Annotated in this window: 19 protein-coding genes, 1 other RNA gene and 1 pseudogene; 14 read left to right on the top strand and 7 right to left on the bottom strand. The window is 60.6% G+C overall.

The annotated features are described in order from the left end of the window. Positions 1–50: 50 nt before the first annotated feature. The gene (locus AMM33_RS00110) at positions 51–374 is read left to right on the top strand and encodes a DUF6172 family protein (RefSeq protein WP_090137697.1); all 324 of its coding nucleotides are present in this window, start codon (positions 51–53) and stop codon (positions 372–374) included. Positions 375–540: 166 nt separating this feature from the next. Beyond that, positions 541–1,698 (top strand): ABC transporter ATP-binding protein, encoded by a 1,158-nt coding sequence (locus AMM33_RS00105; protein ID WP_090137760.1) that lies wholly within the window; start codon positions 541–543, stop codon positions 1,696–1,698. A gap of 188 nt (positions 1,699–1,886) precedes the next feature. On the opposite strand, the gene AMM33_RS00100 is transcribed toward AMM33_RS00105, so the two are convergent. The 4 genes from AMM33_RS00100 to dapF form a co-directional block, all read right to left on the bottom strand. Next, positions 1,887–3,077 carry a class I SAM-dependent rRNA methyltransferase gene (locus AMM33_RS00100; protein WP_090137695.1) on the bottom strand — a complete coding sequence of 397 codons (1,191 nt, stop codon included), beginning with the start codon at positions 3,075–3,077 and terminating at the stop codon, positions 1,887–1,889. Positions 3,078–3,180: 103 nt separating this feature from the next. Beyond that, positions 3,181–4,146: a tyrosine recombinase XerC gene (locus tag AMM33_RS00095; protein WP_090137693.1), complete on the bottom strand. Its 966-nt coding sequence runs from the start codon at positions 4,144–4,146 to the stop codon at positions 3,181–3,183. 15 nt (positions 4,147–4,161) lie between these two features. After that, positions 4,162–4,842 (bottom strand): DUF484 family protein, encoded by a 681-nt coding sequence (locus AMM33_RS00090; protein WP_090137689.1) that lies wholly within the window; start codon positions 4,840–4,842, stop codon positions 4,162–4,164. Positions 4,843–4,860: 18 nt separating this feature from the next. Then, positions 4,861–5,730, bottom strand: coding sequence for a diaminopimelate epimerase (gene dapF, locus AMM33_RS00085; RefSeq protein ID WP_090137687.1), 870 nt, complete (start codon positions 5,728–5,730; stop codon positions 4,861–4,863). Between the two features lie 51 nt (positions 5,731–5,781). Between dapF and AMM33_RS00080 the strand changes: the two genes are divergently transcribed. From AMM33_RS00080 to AMM33_RS00070, 3 genes are all read left to right on the top strand, one after another. Next, positions 5,782–7,428: an MBL fold metallo-hydrolase gene (locus tag AMM33_RS00080; RefSeq protein ID WP_090137686.1), complete on the top strand. Its 1,647-nt coding sequence runs from the start codon at positions 5,782–5,784 to the stop codon at positions 7,426–7,428. Positions 7,429–7,456: 28 nt separating this feature from the next. Beyond that, a complete protein-coding gene (locus AMM33_RS00075) occupies positions 7,457–8,152 on the top strand; it encodes a S4 domain-containing protein (protein WP_090137684.1) in 696 nt (231 codons plus the stop codon). A gap of 167 nt (positions 8,153–8,319) precedes the next feature. Beyond that, positions 8,320–8,841, top strand: coding sequence for an Rrf2 family transcriptional regulator (locus AMM33_RS00070; protein WP_090137683.1), 522 nt, complete (start codon positions 8,320–8,322; stop codon positions 8,839–8,841). Between the two features lie 90 nt (positions 8,842–8,931). Here the strand turns inward: AMM33_RS00070 and rnpB are convergent. Next, positions 8,932–9,251, bottom strand: an RNA gene (gene rnpB / locus AMM33_RS00065) — RNase P RNA component class A. Positions 9,252–9,352: 101 nt separating this feature from the next. On the opposite strand from rnpB, the gene AMM33_RS00060 reads away from it, so the two are divergent. From AMM33_RS00060 to purH, 4 genes are all read left to right on the top strand, one after another. After that, positions 9,353–11,167 carry an NAD(P)/FAD-dependent oxidoreductase gene (locus AMM33_RS00060; RefSeq protein WP_090137681.1) on the top strand — a complete coding sequence of 605 codons (1,815 nt, stop codon included), beginning with the start codon at positions 9,353–9,355 and terminating at the stop codon, positions 11,165–11,167. A gap of 180 nt (positions 11,168–11,347) precedes the next feature. Further along, positions 11,348–12,394 (top strand): tRNA dihydrouridine synthase DusB, encoded by a 1,047-nt coding sequence (gene dusB / locus AMM33_RS00055; RefSeq protein WP_090137679.1) that lies wholly within the window; start codon positions 11,348–11,350, stop codon positions 12,392–12,394. Then, a complete protein-coding gene (locus AMM33_RS00050; protein ID WP_053171959.1) occupies positions 12,391–12,630 on the top strand; it encodes a Fis family transcriptional regulator in 240 nt (79 codons plus the stop codon). The genes dusB and AMM33_RS00050 overlap by 4 nt, the downstream gene beginning before the upstream one ends. Before the next feature lie 100 nt (positions 12,631–12,730). After that, complete coding sequence (purH, locus tag AMM33_RS00045; protein ID WP_090137677.1) at positions 12,731–14,317, top strand: bifunctional phosphoribosylaminoimidazolecarboxamide formyltransferase/IMP cyclohydrolase; 1,587 nt, start codon at positions 12,731–12,733, stop codon at positions 14,315–14,317. 24 nt (positions 14,318–14,341) lie between these two features. On the opposite strand, the gene AMM33_RS00040 is transcribed toward purH, so the two are convergent. Both AMM33_RS00040 and AMM33_RS00035 read right to left on the bottom strand, forming a co-directional pair. Continuing rightward, the gene (locus AMM33_RS00040) at positions 14,342–15,208 is read right to left on the bottom strand and encodes an alpha/beta fold hydrolase (RefSeq protein ID WP_090137675.1); all 867 of its coding nucleotides are present in this window, start codon (positions 15,206–15,208) and stop codon (positions 14,342–14,344) included. A gap of 125 nt (positions 15,209–15,333) precedes the next feature. Then, positions 15,334–15,669, bottom strand: a pseudogene (locus AMM33_RS00035) (DUF5713 family protein). Between the two features lie 268 nt (positions 15,670–15,937). On the opposite strand from AMM33_RS00035, the gene AMM33_RS00030 reads away from it, so the two are divergent. The 5 genes from AMM33_RS00030 to AMM33_RS00010 form a co-directional block, all read left to right on the top strand. After that, entirely contained in the window at positions 15,938–16,369 is a 432-nt protein-coding gene (locus AMM33_RS00030; RefSeq protein ID WP_090137674.1) for a putative toxin-antitoxin system toxin component, PIN family, read from the top strand. Next, positions 16,366–16,602, top strand: a complete 237-nt coding sequence (locus AMM33_RS00025; RefSeq protein ID WP_090137672.1) for a toxin-antitoxin system HicB family antitoxin — start codon at positions 16,366–16,368, stop codon at positions 16,600–16,602. Before AMM33_RS00030 ends, AMM33_RS00025 begins: the two co-directional genes overlap by 4 nt. Before the next feature lie 55 nt (positions 16,603–16,657). Continuing rightward, positions 16,658–17,905 (top strand): DEAD/DEAH box helicase, encoded by a 1,248-nt coding sequence (locus tag AMM33_RS00020; protein WP_090137758.1) that lies wholly within the window; start codon positions 16,658–16,660, stop codon positions 17,903–17,905. A 166-nt stretch (positions 17,906–18,071) separates the two neighbouring features. Further along, complete coding sequence (locus tag AMM33_RS00015; protein WP_090137670.1) at positions 18,072–19,703, top strand: ABC transporter permease; 1,632 nt, start codon at positions 18,072–18,074, stop codon at positions 19,701–19,703. A 502-nt stretch (positions 19,704–20,205) separates the two neighbouring features. Then, positions 20,206–24,334, top strand: a 4,129-nt coding sequence (locus AMM33_RS00010; protein ID WP_090137668.1) for a beta strand repeat-containing protein, incomplete at its 3' end; no start/stop codon positions are given.

Here is a 24,334-nt window from a genome sequence, read left to right as displayed (position 1 = left end):
CCCTGCATTCACGTCCGGACCGGGCGCTTGCCCACCCCTCAGGACCCCCCATGAAAAAGAACTTTCCCCTGCAAGCCGAAGGCAAGCACCCTGACCGCGTGCTTGAAGCCGTCAAACACGAGATCCGCAAATACTTCAAACGCGAACGCAGCCGTGACGTGCCCAAGGGCGTGGACTTTTGGGACTTTGACTGCAAAGTGGGCCTGAGCGCCGACACCGCCGAAGTGGTGCGCGTGGGCGCCGTGATCGAAGCGGTAGACGCTGCGGCCAAAACCGGCGCTACCTCGGTGTATGTGGAGATTTTGAGCAAGCACGGCATGCGCGTGCTCAAGGCGCAGGGCGGCGACGAAGACCCCGCGCAAGACGCTGCATAAACACCACAACCGAGCACATCCAATGGTGTGCGTCAGGTGATCGGCTTGCGGGAGCTGCGAATCAAGCCCGGAACAGCGAACAAGGTGATTCGATACAAGCGTGCGCAGCACACTTGCCATTCAAGCACCCCTTGGGATGGCTTTCAACCTGCCTACAATGCCCTTCATGTTTCTTGAATTGCGCCAACTGGACATCCAATACCCCGCAAGCCCAACGCCTGCCGTGCGGGGGGTCAACCTGGGTCTGCGCTCCGGTGACATCGGGGTGCTGATCGGGCCGTCGGGCTGCGGCAAAACCACCTTGTTGCGTGCCGTGGCGGGGCTGGAGCCGATATCGGGCGGCCAGATCCTGCTGTCCAACCGGGTGGTGAGCGAAAAGGGCCACACCGAGCCTGCCGAACGCCGCCGCATCGGCATGGTGTTTCAGGACTATGCGCTGTTTCCGCACATGGACGTCGGGCGCAACGTGGGCTTTGGGCTGGAACACCTGCCTAAGACCGAACGCCAGGCCCGCGTGGCCGAAGTGCTCAAACTGGTGGGGCTGGACGGCGCGGAAAAGCGGTTTCCGCACGAACTCTCGGGGGGGCAACAGCAACGTGTGGCGCTGGCCCGCGCCCTGGCGCCCAAACCCGACTTGTTGCTGCTGGATGAGCCGTTTTCCAACCTGGACATCGACCTGCGAGAGCGCCTGGCCCACGAGGTGCGCAACATCCTCAAAGCCGCCAAGGCCACAGCCTTGCTGGTCACGCACGACCAGCTTGAAGCTTTTGCCATTGGTGACGTGATCGGCGTCATGAACGAAGGGCAGCTGCATCAGTGGGACGATGCCTACAGCCTTTATCATCGCCCGGCCACCCGCTTTGTGGCCGATTTCATTGGCCATGGCGTGTTCACCCCTGCCACGCTGCGCGAAGTGGACGGACACATCTTGGTCAGTACCCCGGTGGGTGAGTTGCGCGATGTGGCCGAATGCCCTTTGCCTTGCGCGTTTGAAGACGGCCAGTGTGACGTGCTGCTGCGGGCCGACGACATCGTGCACGACGACGATGCCCCGGTGAAAGCGCAAATCACTCGAAAAGCTTTTCGCGGCTCAGAGTTTTTGTACACGCTGCGTCTGGCCACGGGTGAGCAACTGATGGCCCATGTGCCCAGCCACCACGACCACAAACTCGGCGAATGGATCGGTATCCGCGCCGAGGTGGACCATGTCGTCACCTTCAACCGCGTTTGCCCTGCCCAGCAAGGTGAGCTGTGTCAAATGCCCTGCGCCAAAGCCCTTCACAGGGGTGCCGAGGGGCCTGACTGCGAAAAAGCCAAGCTGTAAGTCTTTGGCGCAAGTCGCCCCTGGTGAGTGGCGTGCCTTGAGGGTTGATGAATCAAGCCTGAGATGACGCCCCAAACGTGGGCGCACTCAGACCCCGGCAGGGCAGGGGACACTCAGGCGTTGCAATCAGCCTGAAACGGTGCCAAGCGCGGCGGCACAAACACAACGCTGTGTCCATGCCCTGAACTTCATTTGCGCACCACCACCAAACCCTTCAAATATTCGCCCTCCGGGAAGTTGATCGTCATCGGGTGGTCTGGCGCGCCTTGCAGGCGTTCGCTGATGAAACCATCCACACCCGCATCGGTGCCGGCCGAAGCCACGATTTTGTGGAACAAGTCGGCGCTGATGCCGCCCGAGCAGGAGTAAGTGAACAACTCGCCGCCGGGGGGCAACAGCTTGAAGGCCAGGCGGTTGATGTCCTTGTAGGCGCGGGCGGCGCGTTCGGCGTGTGCGGCGTGTGCGGCCGTGGGCGCGAACTTCGGCGGGTCCAACACGATGGCATCAAAGGTCTCGCCCGCTTCGATGAAGGCGCGCAGGCTGGCGTTCACATCGGCGTCCATGAAGGTGGCTCGGGACTCGTCAAAGCCATTCATGCGCACATGAGCCCGGGCACGGTCGAGCGCCGGGCCGGATGAGTCGATGGATGTGACATGCCCAGCCCCACCCGCCAGCGCGGCCACCGTGAAGCCGCCGGTGTAGCAGTAGCAATTGAGCACTTTGCCAAACCGCCGGTGGCGCGTGTGCTGTGCAAAGCGCTGGCGGCTGTCGCGCTGGTCCAGATAGAAACCTGTTTTGTGGCCGGTGGCAACGTCCAGGGTCAGCTGCCAGTCGTGTTCCCGGATGGTGAGCTCGGTCGGCCCCTCGCCACGCAACCAGCCGGTCACTTCGGGCAGGCCCTCGAGGTTGCGCACATTGGCATCCGAACGTTCATACAGGCGCGTGAGGCCGGTGACTTTGAGCAAAGCATCGGCAATGACCGACTTGAAACGCTCGGTGCCGCAGCTGGTGAACTGGGCGACCAGCGTGTCGGCATAGCGGTCGACGATGAGGCCCGGCAACCCGTCGGACTCGCCATGCACCAGACGCACACCGTCGCTCTGGATGTCAAACCACTGGCGCGCGGCCACCGCTTGGGCGATGCGCGTTTCGATGAAAGCCGCGTCAATGCGCTGGTTGTCGTCAAAACTCCAGATGCGCGCCCGGATGCGCGAAGTCGGGCTGAACGCGGCCCAGCCCAAAAATTGCCCGCCGTGCGATTCCACCCGCACCGTCTCGCCCGGATCGCCGCCGCCTTTGGCAATGGCAGAGTCAAACACCCAGGGGTGGCGGCGCAGCAAGGAGCGTTCCTTGCCGTCTTTGAGTCGAATGGTTTTCATGGCGGGTATTGTCGGGCACAGACCCGCCCTGCACCCGTAGGTCGGTACTCGCAGAGTCCGACGCTGGGTGAAGGCACTGCGAAGGTGGACCTGACAACCCGGCTTATTTGCGCTTGGCCCTTGGGTGTGCCGCGTCGTAGGCCTTGGCCAGGTGCTGAAAGTCCAGCCGCGTGTAGACCTGCGTGGTGGTGATGTTGGCGTGGCCCAACAACTCTTGCACGGCACGCAGGTCGCCGCTGGACTGCAGCACATGGCTGGCAAAGGAGTGGCGCAGCATGTGCGGGTGAACCGGCGTGGCCAGCCCGGCCAACAGGCTGCGACGTTTGAGACGTTGCTCGACGGCCCGTGGGGTCAGGCGCGTGCCATGGCGGCCGGGAAAAAGCGCCAGTGCCAGACTCGACGCGCCAGGCGCAGGCTGTGTGAGCATGCCGGGCAGCTGGGGGCGCACCGCCAGCCAATGCGCCAGCGCCTCGAGGGCCGAGCGTCCCAAGGGCACACTGCGGCGCTTGCTGCCTTTGCCTTGCACCTGCACTTCGGCGTTTTGCAGGTCGATCCAGCCGCGCCCGGCACGCGCCGCGTCGGTGCTGGCCACCACGTCCAGCCCCGTCAACTCGGCCACGCGCAGACCACAGCCATACAGCAACTCCACCATGGCGGCATCCCGTGCTTCAAGCCAGGGGTCATCCCCGGATTCTTCGTGTTCGGCCAATTGCACCGCATCATCCACCCCCAGGGCCTTGGGCAAAGGCTTGGCGACTCGGGGGGCGCGCACATCGACCACCGGGTTGTGGCTGATCAGCCCTTCCCGGCCCAGCCAGGCATAAAACCCCCGCCAGCCCGAGAGGATGAGGGCGATGCCACGGCCACTTCGGCCCGCACTGTGCATTTGGGCCACCCAGCGGCGGATGTGCCCGGTTTGCACCTGCAGCAAAGGCAGCTGGCTGGCGGCGGCCATGTCGGCCAGGCGAATCAGGTCCAGCTGGTACAGCGTGCAGGTGCGTTCGGCCAGGCGTTTTTCAAAACGGACGTGGTCCAGGTAACGGGTGACCAGGGGATCGGCCTCGGCCATCTGGCGGCCTCGACTTCAGCTGCGCAGCACTGACAGGGCAGCGCCCGCCAATTCGCCCAAGCGCTCCAGCAAATCGGTGCCCATCTGGCTGTTGAAGCGCTGCGGATCGGGGGATGCCAGCACCAACAGCCCAAAAGGCGGCTGTCCGGGTGCAGGGCGCAAAGCCAGCAGCGCCAGCGATGCGGCCTGGGTGGGTTCGGACAACCACTGCACCGCTTCGTAGCCAGAATTGGGGCCCACATAAGGCGTTTCCAAAGAGATGGCCAGTTTTTGCACCGCTTCCGTCACGCCTTGCGCATACGGGGCCGCAGCATGCGCTGTACCCAGTGACCACAGGCGCAAGGCCAGCTGGGGCACCTGAAACAAGTCGCGAATGTTGTCCACCGCCGAGTCGGCCAGCTGCTCGGGCGGCGTGACCAGCAGTTCACACGACCAGCGGTGAAGCTTGTCGGTGAGGATCATGTTTTCGTTGCCGTGCCGGATCATGTCCATGATGCGGTGTTCCAGGGCCTTGATTTTGTCGCGCAGCATTTGAGCCTGGCGCTCTTGCAGGCTCACGGAGCGGTGGTTTTGGGGGTGAGTCAATTGGACCGAGGCGAGCAAGGAGGCATGGCGCTCAAAAAAATCCGGCGTATTCACCAAATAGTTGGCAATGTCGTCTTCGGTAATGGGGTTCATGGGCTCGGTCGGTGTCATGTCTTTTTTCCAAAAAAGTCAAAGGGTGTCGGGCACGTCAATGCTGCCCTCAAACACAGGTGTGGCCGGGCCGGTCATCAGCACTGGGCTGTCGGCCTGTCCGGCCCACTCGATGGTGAGCACACCGCCGTGGGTCTGCACATCCACACGCGCGTCCAGCCAGCCCTGGCGAATGCCGGCCACCACCGCCGCACAAGCGCCGGTGCCGCAGGCCAAGGTCTCGCCCGCGCCGCGCTCGAACACGCGCAGCTTGATCTGGCTGCGCGAGACGATCTGCATGAAACCTGCGTTCACGCGTTTGGGGAAAGCCGGGTGGTTTTCAATCAGCGGCCCCTGGGCCAGCACCGGGAAGGTGTCCACATCGTCCACGCGCTGCACGGCGTGCGGGTTGCCCATGGACACCACCCCAACGCGTGCGATGCCCAGCTCGCCCAACGCCAAATCGAATACCGGCCAGCCATTGACCTGGTCGCTGATGAGGCCGATCGGCTTGAAGGGCACGCGATCCCAATCAAAAACGGGCGCCCCCATGTCCACCGTGACACGGCCGTCGGGGTTCATCCGCAATTCAATCTCGCCTTGCTGCACCTTCACACGCACGTTGCTTTTGTCGGTCAGGCCTTTGTCGCGCACATAGCGCACAAAGCAACGGGCCCCGTTGCCGCAGTGCTCCACCTCGCCGCCATCGGCGTTGTGGATCACGTATTCAAAGTCCAGCCCAGGTGCGGGCGAAGGCCGCACCGTGAGGATCTGGTCGGCCCCCACGCCAAAGTGGCGGTCGGCCAGAAAGCGGTATTGGGCCGTGGTGAGGCCCAGGCGGCCTTGCGTCTCGTCGAGCACGACAAAATCGTTGCCTGCCCCTTGCATCTTGGTAAAGCGAATGTGCATGGCCGCGATTATGGCCCGGGCGATAGGGCCTCGGCCGCCTGATAATGGGGCATGGCACGCACCTCCCAACTCCTCTACCCCCAACGTGAACCCGCGCCCCTGCGCCCAGCCGCCACCGTGCTGCTCTTGCGCGACGGCCCTGGCGGGCTCGAAGTTCTGATGACACGCCGCTCCATGACGGCCAGTTTCGCGCCCGGCGCCTATGTGTTTCCGGGTGGCGGCATCGACGCCGCCGATGCCCAAGCGCACAGCATGGCGCAGCGCCGCCCCACCCAAAGCGACCTGCACCTGACGCAGGCGATTGCCGCCATCCGCGAGAGCTTTGAAGAGCTGGGCATCTTGTTCGCCCGCCATGCCGATGGGCGCTGGGCCGACCACAGCGACATCGCCGCCATCGACCGCCAAACGGCTTTTGCCTCCCAGTGCCAGGTCCGAGGCCTCACGCTAGCGGCAGACCAGGTGTTTGTGCTGGCCCACTGGATCACCGACCGCGACCTGCCACGCCGCTTTGACGTGCCCTTTTTGGTGGCCCGCATGCCCGAAGGCCAGACTCCGGTGGCCGACGAGTCCGAGCAATTCGAGCCCGTTTGGGTTCGCCCACAAGACGCGCTGGACCGCCATGCAGGCGGCCAGTTCTTCATCATCTTTCCGACCATCCGCACACTTGACCGCCTCAAATCATTTGCCAGTGTGGATGCGGTCCTTCAAGCCTGCGCCGTCAACGACGAGCCGCTGTGGACCAGTTGTCCCCGCGCCGGCTGGCTGGCAGGCAACGAAGCGCGTTACATGGAGCATGAAGCCCCCTTTGGCGAGCTGGCCCTGGTCACGCCCGACGGGCAAATCCACCACCACCTGGACTGGCAGACCGACCAGCCGGTACCCCTGCTCAAAAACGTGCAGCGCCTCACCGCCCCGAACCCCGGCGTGATGACCGGCCCCGGTACCAACAGTTATTTGGTGGGCGACCCGAACACCGGCTACATCGCCATTGACCCCGGCCCGGCCGACGACGCGCACCTGCAACGCATCTGGCGTGCCGCAGGCGGGCAAATCAAAGCCATTGTGTGCACCCACTCTCACCCCGACCATTCGCCCGGCGCGGCCCCGCTGCAGGCGCTGTGCACCCACAAGCCGCCCATCCTGGGCCTGGCCTCCAAGCCCACCGCCCGCGCCAACAGCCGATTCACCCCGGAGCGCGAGCTGGCCGACGGCGAAAAACTGGTGCTGCAAGGCATTGGCGTGGACGGCGAAATCACCCACACCCTGCGCGTGGTGCACACCCCCGGCCACGCGGCCAACCACCTGTGCCTGGTGCTCGAAGAAGACGGCCTGTTGTTTTCGGGCGACCACGTGCTCAACGGCAGCACCACCGTGATCGACCCACCCGACGGCCACATGGGCGACTATCTGGATTCACTGGACAAACTGGCTGCGGCCTGCGAGGCCGGTGGCATCGAATTCATCTTGCCCGCGCACGGCCATGTGTTGGGTTTTGCCCACCAGGCCATCACGCACCTGAAGGCCCACCGCTTGAAGCGCGAAGCCAAAATCGCCGCCGCCATGCAGGCCCTGCCCCAAGGCAGCTTGCAAGAATGGGTGGAAAAAGCCTACGACGACGTGCCGCCACGCCTGTGGCCCGTGGCGGCCCGTTCGCTGCAAGCGCATGTGGACCACATCCGCGAACAAGCCCTGTCTTGATTCGCTTTGAGTATTTTTGAAAGCATCGATGATTTCCTCTGAAGAAGGCATCCGCCTGGCCAAACGCGTGGCCGCCGAGCAAAACTGCTCGCGCCGCGAAGCCGAAGCCCTGATCGTGGCCGGTGGTGTGCAGGTGGCGGGCAAAGTCGTGACCGACCCGGCCCGGCGTGTGCGGCCCGAGCAAACTGTTCAAGTCAACCGCCTGGTCTCCATGGCGGCACTGGCCCCCATGACCCTGGTGCTGTTCAAACCCGCCCACCGGGTGGCCAACCTGGCCTGGCTGCAGGACACCGTGGGCCTCAAAGCCCCCCAGCCTGGCATGTGGGGCCCCGAGCGCCTGGCCAAGATGCAAATGCCGCTGCCCTTGGCCAAACCCGCCAGCGGGCTGTGCATCTTCACAGATGACGTGGCTGTGATGCGCCACCTGGAAGACCGCCGCAGCCCCATGGAGCAAGAATGGATGGCCACCGTGGGCGGCGAAGTACCAGGCGGCCTGATCAAGGCCCTGAACGGCCCGGGTATCCGCGCCAGCATCAACCGCCAGACCGAGCAACTCACGGTGCTGCGCATCGCGGGCAAAGACATCGATGGGCTGGAGTTGGGCCGCTGGCTGGACGAACAATGCCCCCTGCAGGACCTGCGCCGTCAGCGGGTGGGCCGACTGAGCCTGGCCCCTCTGGAGCCCGGTCAATGGCGGCAACTGGAAGACTACGAACGCTTCTAGTTGATTTCCGACAAAAACGCACAGGATTTACCCTTGAAATCAAACGGGCAATCCCCATTTGTGTCAAGAGTCTGAGAAAATTACCATTCAGTCACATTTGCGTACCCCGCAGCCCGTGACCGGGGCAATGCCCATGAGGGTTTGTCCAACGAATTAAGGAGCACACCATGCGTTTGAGCACCAAGAGCCGATTTGCCGTCACCGCCATGATCGACGTCGCCCTGCGCGAAGACCGCGGCCCTGTATCGCTGGCCGCCATCAGCGTGCGCCACCAAATTTCGCTGTCCTACCTGGAACAGCTGTTCAGCAAGTTGCGCCAGCAAGGCCTGGTCGAGAGCACACGCGGCCCAGGCGGCGGTTATTCGCTGTCGCGCAATGCCGAAAAAATCACTATGGCCGACATCGTGGGCGCTGTGGATGCGCCATCCGACGACGAAGCAGGAGCCGATGGCAGCTGGATGAACAGCGAGCTGTGGGCCAGCCTGAACGAGAAAATGCTGACCCACCTGCAATCCATCAGCCTTCGCCAATTGGTGGCAGAGCAGCGCACCAAAGGCGTCACCGTGGAGCCCGCACCACAGCCTGTCGTCAAGCGAGGCGTGTTTGCCAAGCCCAAAAGCAATTTGAAGATCACCGCACCCAATTCGGTGTTTGCGCTGGCGGGCACCTTGATGCCTTCACGCGGCTGACTGGTTTTTGACCGCCCACAAAAAAACCCGCCTCGACGGGTTTTTTGTTGTCTGCGAAAACACGCGATCACCCTGGTCGCGTTTGAATAAGTGTGAAGCCCGCCGATAAGCCGGATTCTGTGCACAGCAGTTGCCCGCTGCGTGACCGCCATTACTCTGGGCCGGGGGTTGCCCACCCGGCTCGGTGCTACCTACCCGCCAACTCTGCGGAACCACATCAACGTTGGCCTACTTGGTATTGCTGCGCGTAGAGATTGCCCGTTTCACCCGAACTCAATCGGCTCGTCTCTGTTGCTCTGATCCTCACCTCACGGTGGAGAGGTGTTACCTCCTACGCTGTCCTGTGCAGTCCGGACGTTCCTCCAGTGCCTCCTTTCGGAGATTGCACCAGCGGCGGTCTGGCGTGCTTCACGACTCAGATTATCACCCACCCCATGCCTTCAAGGTCCAAAAGCGCTTTGCCTGCCTGAGATAATCACGGCTTCTTGCTTGATAACCACAAGCCACGACCATGATCCGAATTTCTGAACTCAAACTTCCCTTGTCGGCCCTGCCGGTTGAAATGCGTCGCGCTGCCGACGCGCCCACAGAAACCGACCAAGACCGCATCCCGCCGCCCCACCCCGAAGCGGCCTTGCGCCAGCTGGTGGCCAAGGCCTTGGGCATTGAACAAGCCGACATCGTCACGCTGCAGGTCTTCAAGCGCAGCTTTGATGCCCGCAAGGCCGAGTTGCTGGCGGTGTTCATTGTCGACATCACACTGACCCATGCGCAGGCCGAAGCGGCCTTGTTGCAGCAGTTCGAGAAAAACCCGCACATTCAGCCCACGCCCGACATGGCCTGGCATGCGCCAAGCTACGCTTGCGCAGGCTTTGGCATGCAAGACGGCGAGCGCCCTGTGGTGGTGGGCTTTGGGCCATGCGGCATGTTCGCTGCGCTGGCCCTCGCGCAAATGGGCTTTCGGCCCATCGTGCTCGAGCGCGGCAAGCCGGTGCGTGAACGCACCAAGGACACCTGGGGCCTGTGGCGTAAAAAAGTGCTCAACCCCGAAAGCAATGTGCAGTTTGGCGAAGGCGGCGCAGGCACCTTCAGTGACGGCAAGCTCTACAGCCAGATCAAGGACCCGCGCCACCTGGGCCGCAAGGTCATTCATGAGTTCGTCAAAGCCGGCGCGCCCGCCGACATCCTGTACGCCGCGCACCCGCACATCGGGACCTTCAAGTTGGTCAAGGTGGTCGAGCACATCCGCGAACAAATCATCGCACTGGGCGGCGAGATCCGTTTTGAGCAGCGCGTGAGCGATGTGCTGCTCTCGCCCGCAGATGGCGGGCATCAACTCATCGGTTTGCAGGTACTGGACCAGCAAACCGGCCAAAGCCATACTCTGCCCACGCGCCACGCGGTATTGGCCCTGGGCCACAGCTCGCGCGACACTTTTGTCATGCTGCACCGCCGTGGCGTGGCCATGCAGGCCAAGGCGTTTTCGATAGGCGTGCGCATCGAGCACCCGCAACGCGTGATCGACCAAGCCCGCTGGGGCCGCCACGCAGGCCACCCGCTGCTGGGCGCGGCCGATTACAAGCTCGTGCACCACGCGCAAAACGGCCGCGCGGTCTACAGCTTTTGCATGTGCCCCGGCGGCACGGTGGTGGCCGCCACCAGCGAGCCGGGCCGCGTGGTCACCAACGGTATGAGCCAGTACTCGCGCAACGAGCGAAATGCCAACGCGGGCATGGTGGTGGCCATCGACCCGCCCGATTACCCGCTGGATACCGCCGCCTGGCAAGCCGCCTTTGGCGAGCAGGACGGCGTGCAGCTGGCGCAAGAAGCCCAAGCATTGGCCGCGCAGCAGCCCCCCCAAGCGCACCCGCTGGCGGGCATCGTGCTGCAGCGCCAACTCGAAACCCGCGCCTTTGAGGTGGGCGGCAGCAACTACGAAGCGCCCGGCCAACTGGTGGGCGACTTTTTGGCGCAGCGCCCCTCTACCACCTGGGGCAGCGTGCAACCGTCTTACAAACCCGGCGTGAAGCTGGTCGATTTGGCCGAGGTGTTGCCGGGCTTTGCGTTGGCCGCCATGCGCGAAGCGCTGCCGGTGTTTGGCCGCAAGATCAAGGGCTATGACATGCATGATGCGGTCATGACCGGGGTGGAAACGCGCACCTCGTCACCACTCAAAATCCAACGCGGTGAAGATTTTCAGAGTCTCAACACCCGTGGTCTTTACCCGGCGGGCGAAGGTGCCAGCTATGCGGGCGGCATTTTGTCGGCGGGCGTGGACGGTATCAAGGTGGCAGAAGCGGTAGCCCGTGCCATCCGGTCTGTTTGATTCCTGCGACATAGGTACAAGCGCAACACTTAGCCATGGTGGGATGATGACCAATGGTTCACCGGATTCACAAACATTTGGATGCGCTCTAGCACATTTCGCTTTCAGTTGCTGAAATATTAAGCAACTACAATCGTGCCTACTTTTTAAGCATTCCTTTTTTCAGCACACCTTCCAGTCATGCAGATTGGCCCTTTCCTATTGCCGAACAACTTGTTTGTCGCCCCCATGGCGGGGGTGACCGACCGGCCGTTTCGCCAGCTGTGCAGGCAGTTTGGGGCGGGCTATGCGGTGAGCGAAATGGTGACCTCGCGGCCTGACTTGTGGGCTTCGCTCAAGACCTCGCGCCGCGCCAACCACGACGGCGAGCCCGGCCCGATTGCTGTGCAAATTGCAGGCACCGAGGCGCAGATGATGGCCGATGCTGCCCGCTACAACATCGACCGGGGCGCGCAAATCATCGACATCAACATGGGCTGCCCGGCCAAAAAAGTCTGCAACAAATGGGCTGGATCGGCCCTGATGCAAGACGAGCCGCTGGCGCTGGAGATCATCAGCGCGGTGGTCGAAGCGGCTTTGCCGCACGGTGTGCCCGTCACTTTGAAAATGCGCACCGGTTGGTGCGACGCCGAAAAAAACGCCCTGAGCCTGGCCCGGGCCGCCGAAAGCGCGGGGGTGCAAATGGTCACCGTGCACGGCCGCACCCGCGAGCAAGGCTACAAAGGCTGGGCCGAATACGAGACCGTGGCCGCCGTTAAGGCCGCTTTGCGCATCCCGGTGGTGGCCAATGGCGATGTGGATTCACCCGAAAAAGCCCGCGATGTGCTCAAGTTCACCGGCGCCGATGCCGTGATGATTGGCCGCGCCGCGCAGGGCAGCCCCTGGATTTTTCGCGAGATTGACCACTTTTTGGCAACGGGCGAACACCTGGCGCCGCCGCTGGTGGCCGAGGTGCGCCGCGCCCTGCTGGAACACCTGCAAGACCACTATGGCCTGTACGGCGAATACACCGGTGTGCGCTCTGCGCGCAAACACATCGGCTGGTATGTGCGCACGCTGCCCGGTGGCGACGCCTTTCGCGAACACATGAACACCTTGGAGACTGCAGCTGGGCAACTGGCCGCCGTGGCCGCTTATCTGGACGGCATGGCCGATCAGATGGAGCGTCTGCCCCAGCGCCAGGCCCTGCGCCTTCAGGCCTGCACCGATTTAGAGACCACGCCATGAGCGAACCCCAATCCATTGAAAACTGCATCCGGGACAACCTGGACATTTACTTCCGCGACCTGGACGGCACCGACCCCACAGGCCTTTATGACATGCTGGTCAAACTGGTCGAAAAGCCGCTGCTTGACGTGGTGATGACCCAGTCGGGCCAGAACCAGTCGCGCGCGGCCGAATGGCTGGGTCTGAACCGCAATACCTTGCGCAAGAAACTGCTCGAACACGATTTGTTGAAATGAAGCTGGCTCGGCCTGCTGCCGCCCAGCCCACTTGAATATCTGCCGGAACCCTTTACCCCGGCCCCGCCTTGAATACCTCTGAATTTTGAAGAAAGTCCCCATGAGAGCCCTCATCTCCGTCTCTGACAAAACCGGCATCGTTGACCTGGCCAAAGCACTGCACGCCTTGGGCGTGGGCCTGATCTCCACCGGCGGCACCGCCAAACTGCTGGCCGAGCAAGGCCTGCCCGTGACCGAAGTGGCCGAAGTCACTGGTTTCCCCGAAATGCTGGACGGCCGCGTCAAAACACTGCACCCCAAGGTGCACGGCGGCCTGCTGGCCCGCCGCGACACGCCCGAGCACATGGCTGCTTTGAAAGCGCACAACATCGACACGATTGATTTGCTCATCGTCAACCTCTACCCGTTTGAAGCCACTGTGGCCAAGGCCGGTTGCACACTGGCCGACGCGATCGAGAACATCGACATCGGTGGCCCAGCCATGGTGCGCTCTGCCGCCAAAAACTGGAAAGACGTGGGCATCGTCACCGACGCGAGCCAATACGCCGATGTGATCGTTGAGCTGAAGTCCAACGGCAAGTTGAGCGACAAACTGCGCTTTGCCCTGTCGGTGGCCGCGTTCAACCGCATCAGCCAATACGACGGCGCGATCAGCAACTACTTGTCGAGCGTGAACTTCGAAGCCGAGAAGCTGAGCGAAGACTACGTGCCCGAGCGTGCCCAGTTCTCAGGCCAATTCAACGAGCAATACGTCAAGGTGCAAGACCTGCGCTACGGCGAGAACAGCCACCAGCAAGCCGCTTGGTACCGCGATCTGGCGCCCGCTGCCGGGTCCCTAGCGACCGGCGTGCAGTTGCAAGGCAAAGAACTCAGCTACAACAACATCGCCGATGCGGATGCGGCGTGGGAATGTGTCAAGAGCTTTGAGACCACCGCGTGTGTGATCGTCAAACACGCCAACCCCTGCGGCGTGGCGGTGGGTGCCACGGCACTCGAGGCCTACAGCAAAGCCTTCCAGACCGACCCCACCAGCGCCTTCGGCGGCATCATCGCCTTCAACCGCCCTGTGGATAAAGCTGCTGCCGAAGCGGTGAGTAAGCAGTTTGTTGAAGTGTTGATGGCCCCCGACTTCAGCGCCGAAGCGCTCGAAGTGTTCAAGAGCAAAGTCAATGTGCGCTTGATGAAAATCGCGCTGCCTGCCAATTACGGCGATGTGCGCAACGCACTCGAAACCAAACGCGTGGGCTCAGGTCTGTTGCTGCAAAGCGCGGACAACCACGAGTTAGCTTTGACCGACATGAAGATCGTCACCGTCAAGCAACCCACCCATGAAGAACTGCATGACCTGCTGTTCGCTTGGAAAGTGGCCAAATTCGTCAAATCCAACGCCATCGTGTTCTGCAAAAACGGCATGACCATGGGCGTGGGCGCTGGCCAAATGAGCCGCCTCGACTCCGCCCGCATCGCCAGCATCAAGGCCGAAGCCGCCAAGCTCAGCCTGCAACACACCGTGGTCGCCAGCGACGCCTTCTTCCCCTTCCGCGACGGCCTGGATGTGGTGGTGGACGCTGGCGCGACCTGCGTGGCCCAGCCCGGCGGCTCGATGCGCGACCAGGAAGTGATTGACGCGGCCAACGAGCGCGGCGTGGCCATGGTGTTTACTGGTGTGCGGCACTTCCGCCATTGAGTGATATCAAGGCCAGCGGACCCGTCACCGATGCAACACAATTTCCTGTGCGGTGTCCGTTTGCTCTTGCGTTCGAAACACAGGTGCCGCGAGCAGGCGCTCCAGTATTTTTTGAGCAATGCCAGGATCTCTGAGAATGAAATGCCCACACGCTGCCTCGAAGTTTGGTTCGCATGAAGGAATGATTTTCGCGAGTTCCTTCTCGGCTGCAGGTGATGCCAAATTGTCACGTTCCCCGTGCCACCAATACACGGGAACTCGGATGGATTCCAGCAGGAAATTCCAGTTTTTTGTGATGAGCTGGAGGTCAGTTTTCAGTCCGATGCCGCCTTGACGAAATGCTTCTCCTTGATGTGTAGAAGCTCCCCCGCGATCTTTCATGAGTGCTGCCATTACAGTGCTCAGCAGGGGCAATAAGAAAGTCGCATACCGTGAAATAAAAAACACCACTCGATTCACGACGGATAAGCCAGTCCAAAAACCGGTCGTTGTCATGGGGGCAGGACTTGCGACGACGGTTGCAGTGATGACGCGTTGAGGCAGTAGGGCGGCGCAGGCGAGTGCAAATGGCCCGCCCCCTGAAACGCCGAGTACGTGAAAGCGATCCAAGTTCAGTTGATCAGCCAACATTTGAATGTCCTGCACCCAATCAGCCACGGCAGCGGCATCGGGTTTTGGAGAGGACTTCCCGTATCCAGGACGCTCTGGAGTCAGTATTCGCAGTCCGGCTGCAGACACTTCCTCACTGTCCAAGCCGAAAATTCGGGAGCCTGGTGTGCCGTGAAATTGAAAGATGGGAATGCCATCTGGGTGCCCGTAATCACAATACGAAATGCATCGCCCATCCGGCAGTGTTTCAATCGCCTCAGTGGTGTGGAGTGCCTTGTTCATGATGGACTTAATCGCTGTGAAGTCTTAGAAACCCGGTTGGGGCCTACTGGCCGATAGCCTCGGGCCATTGGTCATTATTCGCTAGGTTATTCATGCTCGCCTAGTTCCTCGTTACGCTGTGAGGTTCACCAGGCTCGGGTGCTGATCAGTTCTTCAATGTCAGCATCAAAACCGTAGGCCTTGGCAATGTGTGCAAAGTCTCAACCGATGCTATCCCGTGCTGCGGTCTCGATTTCACTGTCTTGATCCTCGAACTCCTCAGCCAATGCATTGAATTCTTCGGTGGATGCGTGGGTGATTGCGTAGAGTGCTGCCAGATCGTTTGGGCGCTCGGCTTCAATTTTTTCGCAAAGTCGAAGCAAAATTTTTTGACCCTTTTGAATCAATGCCGTTCGAAAGTACGCGTCTTTGAGCATGTCGGCCAAAAACTCATGACTTTTCAGCGTGTCGTTCGCAATCATTGCTGTTCTTTTTTCAGCGTTGTGGGCCTAGCGCTGAGTGAGCAGCCAGCTGCTTTTGCAATTTGCAAAACGTGCTTCTAAAGGCCTTGCCACCTGGTTTAAGCCCTAAAAAGTATTCAATTTTTCGTGGGTGACGACATGACGCTGACATTTCTCCATTTGGGGTCGCCTTCTGGCATCGAGGTTGACGCTTCCCGATCATATAGAAGGGGCGCAAAGAGGGGCAGAGTTCAGGGTTGCATAATTCGCTGATATCATTGGCAACATCATGAAAACCGTGTTGTTGGACACCCTCGTGCTGGTTGCTGCCTTGAGCAGTGCTCGGGGCGCGTCTTATGCATTGCTTCAAGCGGTGGCTTCGGCGCGTTTGCGCGTGGTGGCGTCGCCTGCTTTGTGGCTCGAATACGAGTCGGTGCTCAAGCGCGATGCGATACGGGCCTTGCATGGTTTTTCTGTTGAGCAGGTCGATGCGTTTTTGTCCGCCTTGGCCCTTTGGGTGGAGCCGGTGAGCTTGCATTACATCTGGCGGCCACAGTTGCGCGACCCGGGTGATGAGATGGTGCTGGAGGCCGCTGTCAACGCGCGGGTACATGCCCTGGTCACCTTGAATGTGAAAGATTTTTCGATCGCCGCGCCACGCTTTGGCCTGGCTGTCAAAACACCAGCCCAGGCTTTGGCTTTTTTGGAGGATGCCGTATGAGTACCTTTGCGCTTCGTTTGCCCGATTCTTTGTATGCCCATGCGCGCAAGTTGGCGGAACAAGATCAGGCTTCGCTCAACCAGTTCATCACCGTGGCCGTTGCTGAAAAGGTGTCGGCCCTCAACGCAGTGGCTTTTTTTGCCGAACGTTCCGGTGCGGCCAAGCCGGGCGATTTGGCCAGCTTTTTGGCGATGGTGCCCGAACGTTCTCCTCTGGAGGGTGATGAGCGATGAGCCGTTTCACCTTGATCCTTAACGGGCAGCATTTTTTTGAGGATCAAGCATGACCTTGAGTTTTGGCCCATTGGGCCTGTCCCCCGCGCTGCAACGCGCAGTGGGTGACATGGGCTTGTACGCCCCCACCCCCATCCAAGCCGAGGCGATTCCGGCGGTTTTGAAGTCGGCCGACGTGTGGGCCACTGCGCCCACGGGTTCGGGCAAGACGCTGGCTTTTGCGCTGCCGCTGTTACAGCACCTGCTGGCCTCGCCCCGGCAGACCAATTTCCGCCGCCCTGTGCGCACATTGGTGTTGGTGCCCACGCGCGAGCTGGCGGTGCAAGTGGGCGAAGTGTTGGCCAACCTGGCCTACAAGCTGCCGCAGTCGCTCAAGGTGAACACGGTGTTTGGTGGCGTCTCGGTCAACCCGCAAATGATGGCGCTGCGCGGTGGGGCCGACATCGTGGTCGCCACACCCGGCCGTTTGCTGGATTTGATCGATCAGAATGCTTTGCGCCTGGCCGATGTGCAGCACCTGGTGCTGGACGAAGCCGACCGCTTGCTCGACTTGGGCTTTGCAGACGAGTTGCAGCGCGTGCTGGCACTGCTGCCTGCCAAACGCCAGACGCTCTTGTTTTCTGCGACCTTTGCGCCCGAGGTGGAAGCCTTGGCGGCCAAGCTGCTGCGCGATCCGGTTCGCATCACAGTGGACGCCTTTGAAGGCCACAAGCCCGACATCACCCAGCGCGCCATTGCCGTGGACGAGAAAAGCCGCACCGCCTTGCTGCGCCACCTGATCACCGAGAAAAGTTGGAAGCAGGTGCTGGTTTTTGTGGCCACGCGCTACGCCTGCGAGCATGTGGCCAACAAGCTCTACAAAGCGGGGGTGTTTGCCACGCCTTTTCATGGCGAGATGAGCCAAGGCGCACGTCAGGAAGTCTTGAGCGAATTCAAGGCCGGCCGTTGGGACGTGGTGGTCACCACCGATCTGGCCTCGCGTGGCATCGACATCGCCATGCTGCCCGTGGTGGTCAACTACGACCTGCCGCGATCGGCCACCGATTACACCCACCGCATCGGCCGCACGGGCAGGGCGGGGGCGCATGGCGACGCGGTGAGCTTTGTCACGGCTGCAGCGCTGGCGCACTGGCAGCTGATCCAGAAACGCGAAAGCCTGGAACTCGCTTTGGAGCAAATTCCAGGCTTTGAGCCCACCGAAACCCCGCCACCGCCATCACCGGGCAATGGCGGCATCAAGGGATCTCGGCCGAGCAAGAAGGACAAGTTGCGGGCGGCGGCTTTGGGCAATCCGCTGCACTGACGGTGGGATGAGACTGCGCTGCTGCTGTATGTGTTCACCCCGGGCTCGACCCCTCACCCAGACTTTTCAAGATGACAAGGTTCCCGCTTCGGGCCTGAAATGACAAGCGGGCTTGGGTGAAAAGTCCAAAAATGGCACATGGTGCGCCTTCTACAATAGCCCCGATATGCTGACCACCTTGGCCCGCCGTTTATCGGGTCTCCCCTCCTTGCTCTTTGCCCTGCTGGCGCTGGCTTTGGCCTTGCCTGTGTTGGCCGTGCTCGGCTCGTGGCTGCAGTGGAGTGGCGAGAGCGCCAGCATCTTGCGCGAGATGGCCGCCACCGTGCTGCCCGATTACGCGCTGACCACGCTGGGCCTGTGCCTGATGGTGGCGGTCGGTGTGACGGTGCTGGGCTTGGCCACCGCCGCCTTGGTGACCTTGTTTGATTTTCCGGGGCGCGGCGTTTTTGAATGGCTGCTGCTTTTGCCGCTGGCCATGCCAGCCTATGTGGTGGCGTACGCCTACACCGATTTTTTGCAGTTCAGCGGGCCGCTGCAGGTGGCTTTACGTGAGGCGCTGGGTTTGCAAGGCCGCTTGTGGCCCGATGTGCGCAGCGTCTGGGGCGCGGCGCTGGTGTTCACTATGTCGCTTTACCCCTATGTTTATTTGCTGGCCCGCACCGCCTTGGTGGAGCGGGCCTCGGGTTTGATGGAAGCGGCCCGCCTGCTGGGCGCGCCTTTGTCCCGTCGCATTCGCGAAATCGCCTTGCCGTTGGCCCGCCCCGCCGTGGCGGCAGGGGTGGCGCTGGCGCTCATGGAAACCCTGGCCGACTTTGGTGTGTCCAGCTACTTCGGCATCCAGACCTTCACGGCGGGCATTTACAAAGCCTGGCTGTCCATGGACAACCGCATCGCTGCGGCCCAACTGGCCACGGTGCTGCTGGCCGTGGTGGTGGTGTTGCTGCAGCTGGAGCAACGCGCCCAAAAACGCATGCGTTTTAACCAAGGGCGCGGCTCGCGCCAGGGCTCGGCTGAGGCGCAGCCGGTGCAGCTGCACGGCACGCGCCGCGTGCTGGCGTGGACGGTGTGCAGCTTGCCCGTGCTGCTGGGCTTTGTGCTGCCGGTGCTCATCATGCTGCGGGCTTTTGTGGGCGAGACGACCGAGATGCCCTGGGAGCGCTTTGGCCAGTGGGCCTGGACCAGCTTGCGACTGGGCGCCATCACGGCGGTGCTGGCGGTGGGCGTGGCGCTGGCGCTGGCTTTCAGCGTGCGCACCCGGGCTGACCGCATCAGCCAGGGCGCGATCCAGCTGGTCGGCTTGGGTTATGCCATCCCCGGTGCGGTGGTGGTGGTGGGTTTGCTCTTGCCCGTGGGCTGGATTCAGCAAACCTGGCCTGCCTCGTCGGCGGGGGCCTGGATCACGGCCACATCACTTGGCTTGGTCTGGGCTTACCTGGTGCGCTTTTGTGCAGTGGCTTTGCAGTCGGTGCAAAGCGGTTATGCGCGCATTCCGGCTAGTCTGGACGACTCAGCCCGCATGCTGGGCGTGACCGGCTGGGGCCTGATGCGCCGCGTGCATGCCCCCTTGTTGCAACGCACCACCATCGCCGCCGCCTTGCTGGTGTTTGTGGACGTGATGAAGGAGCTGCCCGCCACCATGGTGCTGCGCCCCTTCAACAGCGACACCCTGGCCGTGGTGGCCTACCAGCTGGCACGCGATGAGCGCCTGGGCGAAGCGGCCTTGCCCTCGCTGGCGCTGGTGCTGGTGGGTTTGATTCCGGTGATCTTGCTCAGCCGGACCCTTAGGCAGCGCGCGTAATTCAGTCGCTCATTCACAGTCAGCAGATTGAGTCCCCTCGAATAGTGCCGCTTCAGGTGACTTTGCTTCACCTGAAAAAACAATTCCAGTGCTCCTTTGATGCCATTTCATGCTAATGAATCTGTGTTTCAGCTATTTAATTATAAATTAGAGAATTGGTTGAATTTCAAAATTGGTAAAAATAGTATTTTTGTCAATCTTAAATTAATTTAATCATTTAAAACGATGGTTAATTTTGACAAAATTGATAAAAAATATTCAATCAATATATAAATTCTAATTAATACTCTAAAAGTAATAGTAAAATTGCCAGCCATTGGAAGCTGTGCAGGTGCTGTGACTAACTGTGATGTGGTTTAGGAGTAGTGCCTTGAACTCTCTCTAGGAGTTGACTCCGTGAGCGAATGGCAATTACTCATGTAGTTGTCATGACTGGTTTCGGCAGGTTCCACAGAAAGATTTTTCGCTGCTAACACAAAACACTTGTTTCAAAAGGACTGTCATGTCAAAGAAATTCAAAGTCATCGTTAACACAGGCAAAGCTGAAAACAACGAATCACTGGACCTCATTGCAGGCCAGGGTACTCAGGGTCATGTCTTACGTATCAGGGCGCAAAAAGGAGCCAAGTACCAGTTACAAGACTTGCAAAGATCTGATGGCGTAGCGCCCGAATTTGTCAAGGTCAAGCGGGTCCGTAATAACTTGCACATCCTGTTTGAAGGCAGTCAACAGGCTGATGTGATCATTGAGGATTACTACGAAGTGATGCCACAAGGCTACAACGGGGTGATTGGACAGGCTGAAAATGGAAACTTCTACGAGTATTTTCCGGACAACTCCGATGTCAAAGGTTTGATCCCTGACTTGCTCGATGGCAGTCAGTTAGTCAAAGTGACATTGGGCGGGTCTGAACTTATTGGAGTGAATGCCAGTGGGGCGATCGGTATTCTGGTGTTTAACCATGTTTTAGCCGCAATGGGCCTGGCCGGTGCTGTGGCAGCAACTGTCGGTCGTAAAACAGAAGCCGAGACCATTACAGAGTTGACAATCTCTTCTGCAACAGACAACGCGGAAAACCCCGACTCAGCAAGGCTGACCAACGACAAAACGCCCACGATTACAGGCCGCGCCCCGGTCGGAGCAGTCATTACCATCCGGGACGGAGATGTCGTTTTGGGTACGACCACCGCAGACTCCAGCGGTGCCTGGAGCTTCACGCCAGCGGTGGCGTTGGCCGATGGCAGCCACAGCTTTACTGCATCAGTCCGTAAAAATGGCATTGAAACGACCACCACCGCCCTCAAGATGATGGTGGATACTGTGGCCCCCAAGGTGGTGATCGAGGCTGATAAAAATAGTTTGGCCAATGGCGAAACGGCCACGATCAAATTCACCCTGAGCAAGCCTAGTGACAACTTCGGACCCAGTGATATCAGGGTCAATGGGGGCACATTGAGCAACTGGCAAGGAAGCGGCACCAAATACACAGCCACCTTCACTCCGACTGCAGGTGTGAGCAGTGCCACCATCGTGGTTGCCAACAACAGCTTCAGCGACGCTGCGGGCAACTTCAACCAAGATGAATCCAATACCAATATCCCTTTGAGTTTGTCTACTGGCACAGGAACAGGCACAGGCACAGGCACAGGCACAAATAACACCAATACAGGTGGCAGCGGCAACGACAGCATCAACGGCGGCAACGGCAACGACTCCATGCAAGGCGGTGCTGGCAATGACACCTTAGACGGCGGTAATGGTGCAGACTCCATTGACGGCGGTAATGGAGACGACTCGATCAATGGCGGCGAAGGCAACGACATCGTTGACGGTGGGGACGGTGCCGACTCCATTGACGGCGGTAATGGCGACGACTCTATCAACGGCGGTGAAGGCAACGACATCGTTGATGGTGGCGATGGCGCAGACACCATTGACGGCGGTAATGGCAACGACTCGATCAACGGCGGCGAAGGTAATGACATCGTTGATGGTGGCGATGGCGCAGACTCCATTGACGGCGGTAATGGCAACGACTCGATCAACGGCGGCGAAGGTAACGACATCGTTGATGGTGGCGATGGTGCAGACACCATTGACGGTGGTAATGGTGCCGACTCCATTGACGGCGGTAATGGCGACGACTCGATCAATGGCGGCGAAGGTAACGACATCGTTGACGGTGGCGATGGCGCAGACACCATTGACGGCGGTAATGGCAACGACTCGATCAACGGCGGCGAAGGCAACGACATCGTTGACGGTGGGGACGGTGCCGACACCATTGACGGCGGTAATGGAGACGACTCGATCAACGGCGGTGAAGGCAACGACATCGTTGACGGTGGCGACGGCAATGACAGCTTAGACGGCGGTAATGGCGACGACTCGATCAACGGCGGCGAAGGTAACGACATCGTTGATGGTGGCGATGGCGCAGACACCATTGACGGCGGTAATGGCGACGACTCGATCAACGGCGGCGAAGGCAACGACATCGTTGACGGTGGCGACGGCAATGACAGCTTAGACGGCGGTAATGGCGACGACTCGATCAACGGGGGCGAAGGTAACGACATCGTTGAAGGCGGTAATGGCAACGACTCGATCAGCGGCGGCGAAGGCAACGACATCGTTGAAGGTGGCGATGGCGCAGACACCATTGACGGCGGAAATGGCAACGACTCGATCAACGGCGGCGAAGGTAATGACATCGTTGATGGTGGCGATGGCGCAGACACCATTGACGGCGGTAATGGCAACGACTCGATCAACGGCGGCGAAGGTAAYGACATCGTTGATGGTGGCGATGGCGCAGACWCCATTGACGGCGGTAATGGCGACGACTCGATCAACGGCGGCGAAGGTAACGACATCGTTGATGGTGGCGATGGCGCAGACWCCATTGACGGYGGTAATGGCGCCGACTCCATTGACGGCGGTAATGGCGACGACTCGATCAATGGCGGCGAAGGTAACGACATCGTTGACGGTGGCGATGGCGCAGACACCATTGACGGCGGAKATGGTGCAGACWCCATTGACGGCGGTAATGGAGACGACTCGATCAACGGCGGCGAAGGTAACGACATCGTTGATGGTGGGGATGGCAATGACAGCTTAGACGGTGGTAATGGCGACGACTCGATCARCGGCGGCGAAGGTAACGACATCGTTGACGGTGGGGAYGGCAATGACAGCTTAGACGGTGGTAATGGCGACGACTCGATCAAYGGCGGCGAAGGYAACGACATCGTTGACGGTGGGGAYGGTKCMGACTCCATTGACGGCGGTAATGGCGACGACTCGATCAATGGCGGCGAAGGTAACGACATCGTTGACGGYGGTRATGGTGCAGACTCCATTGACGGCGGTAATGGAGACGACTCGATCAATGGCGGCGAAGGTAACGACATCGTTGATGGTGGCGATGGCGCCGACTCCATTGACGGCGGTAATGGCGACGACTCGATCAACGGCGGCGAAGGTAACGACATCGTTGATGGTGGGGACGGTGCCGACTCCATTGACGGCGGTAATGGCGACGACTCGATCAATGGCGGCGAAGGTAACGACATCGTTGACGGTGGCGATGGCAATGACGCCATTGACGGCGGAAATGGTGCAGACTCCATTGACGGCGGTAATGGCAACGACTCGATCAACGGCGGCGAAGGTAACGACATCGTTGACGGTGGGGATGGCAATGACAGCTTAGACGGTGGTAATGGCGACGACTCCATTGACGGCGGTGAAGGTAACGACATCGTTGACGGTGGCGATGGCGCAGACACCATTGACGGCGGTAACGGCGACGACTCGATCAACGGCGGCGAAGGTAACGACATCGTTGATGGTGGCGATGGCGCAGACACCATTGACGGCGGTAATGGCGACGACTCGATCAACGGCGGCGAAGGCAACGACATCGTTGATGGTGGCGATGGCGCAGACACCATTGACGGCGGTAATGGAGACGACTCGATCAACGGCGGCGAAGGTAACGACATCGTTGACGGTGGCGACGGCAATGACAGCTTAGACGGCGGTAATGGCGACGACTCGATCAACGGGGGCGAAGGTAACGACATCGTTGAAGGTGGCGATGGTGCAGACACCATTGACGGCGGTAATGGCGACGACTCGATCAACGGYGGCGAAGGTAACGACATCGTTGATGGTGGCGATGGCGCAGACACCATTGACGGCGGTAATGGAGACGACTCGATCAACGGCGGCGAAGGCAACGACATCGTTGATGGTGGCGATGGCGCAGACACCATTGACGGCGGTAATGGCGACGACTCGATCAACGGCGGCGAAGGCAACGACATCGTTGAAGGTGGCGATGGCGCAGACACCATTGACGGCGGTAATGGCAACGACTCGATCAACGGCGGCGAAGGTAATGACATCGTTGATGGTGGCGATGGCGCAGACACCATTGACGGCGGTAATGGCGACGACTCGATCAACGGCGGCGAAGGYAACGACATCGTTGATGGTGGCGATGGCGCAGACACCATTGACGGCGGTAATGGCGACGACTCGATCAACGGCGGCGAAGGTAACGACATCGTTGATGGTGGGGACGGTGCCGACACCATTGACGGCGGGAATGGAGACGACT

The organism is Limnohabitans sp. DM1, from assembly GCF_001269385.1.
GTDB lineage: Bacteria > Pseudomonadota > Gammaproteobacteria > Burkholderiales > Burkholderiaceae_C > Limnohabitans_A.
Note: the sequence above shows the minus strand (reverse complement) of the source record. Positions and strands in the feature narration are given on the sequence as shown.

Coding starts and splice junctions, on each gene's coding strand:
- AMM33_RS00095 (WP_090137693.1), bottom strand. CDS start 4,146: ATGGCCGAGGCCGATCCCCTGGTCACCCGTTACCTGGACCACGTCCGT.
- AMM33_RS00025 (WP_090137672.1), top strand. CDS start 16,366: ATGAGTACCTTTGCGCTTCGTTTGCCCGATTCTTTGTATGCCCATGCG.
- AMM33_RS00070 (WP_090137683.1), top strand. CDS start 8,320: ATGCGTTTGAGCACCAAGAGCCGATTTGCCGTCACCGCCATGATCGAC.
- AMM33_RS00080 (WP_090137686.1), top strand. CDS start 5,782: ATGGCACGCACCTCCCAACTCCTCTACCCCCAACGTGAACCCGCGCCC.
- AMM33_RS00030 (WP_090137674.1), top strand. CDS start 15,938: ATGAAAACCGTGTTGTTGGACACCCTCGTGCTGGTTGCTGCCTTGAGC.
- dapF (WP_090137687.1), bottom strand. CDS start 5,730: ATGCACATTCGCTTTACCAAGATGCAAGGGGCAGGCAACGATTTTGTC.
- AMM33_RS00040 (WP_090137675.1), bottom strand. CDS start 15,208: ATGAACAAGGCACTCCACACCACTGAGGCGATTGAAACACTGCCGGAT.
- AMM33_RS00105 (WP_090137760.1), top strand. CDS start 541: ATGTTTCTTGAATTGCGCCAACTGGACATCCAATACCCCGCAAGCCCA.
- AMM33_RS00050 (WP_053171959.1), top strand. CDS start 12,391: ATGAGCGAACCCCAATCCATTGAAAACTGCATCCGGGACAACCTGGAC.
- AMM33_RS00110 (WP_090137697.1), top strand. CDS start 51: ATGAAAAAGAACTTTCCCCTGCAAGCCGAAGGCAAGCACCCTGACCGC.
- AMM33_RS00090 (WP_090137689.1), bottom strand. CDS start 4,842: ATGACACCGACCGAGCCCATGAACCCCATTACCGAAGACGACATTGCC.
- AMM33_RS00075 (WP_090137684.1), top strand. CDS start 7,457: ATGATTTCCTCTGAAGAAGGCATCCGCCTGGCCAAACGCGTGGCCGCC.
- AMM33_RS00015 (WP_090137670.1), top strand. CDS start 18,072: ATGCTGACCACCTTGGCCCGCCGTTTATCGGGTCTCCCCTCCTTGCTC.
- purH (WP_090137677.1), top strand. CDS start 12,731: ATGAGAGCCCTCATCTCCGTCTCTGACAAAACCGGCATCGTTGACCTG.
- dusB (WP_090137679.1), top strand. CDS start 11,348: ATGCAGATTGGCCCTTTCCTATTGCCGAACAACTTGTTTGTCGCCCCC.
- AMM33_RS00100 (WP_090137695.1), bottom strand. CDS start 3,077: ATGAAAACCATTCGACTCAAAGACGGCAAGGAACGCTCCTTGCTGCGC.
- AMM33_RS00060 (WP_090137681.1), top strand. CDS start 9,353: ATGATCCGAATTTCTGAACTCAAACTTCCCTTGTCGGCCCTGCCGGTT.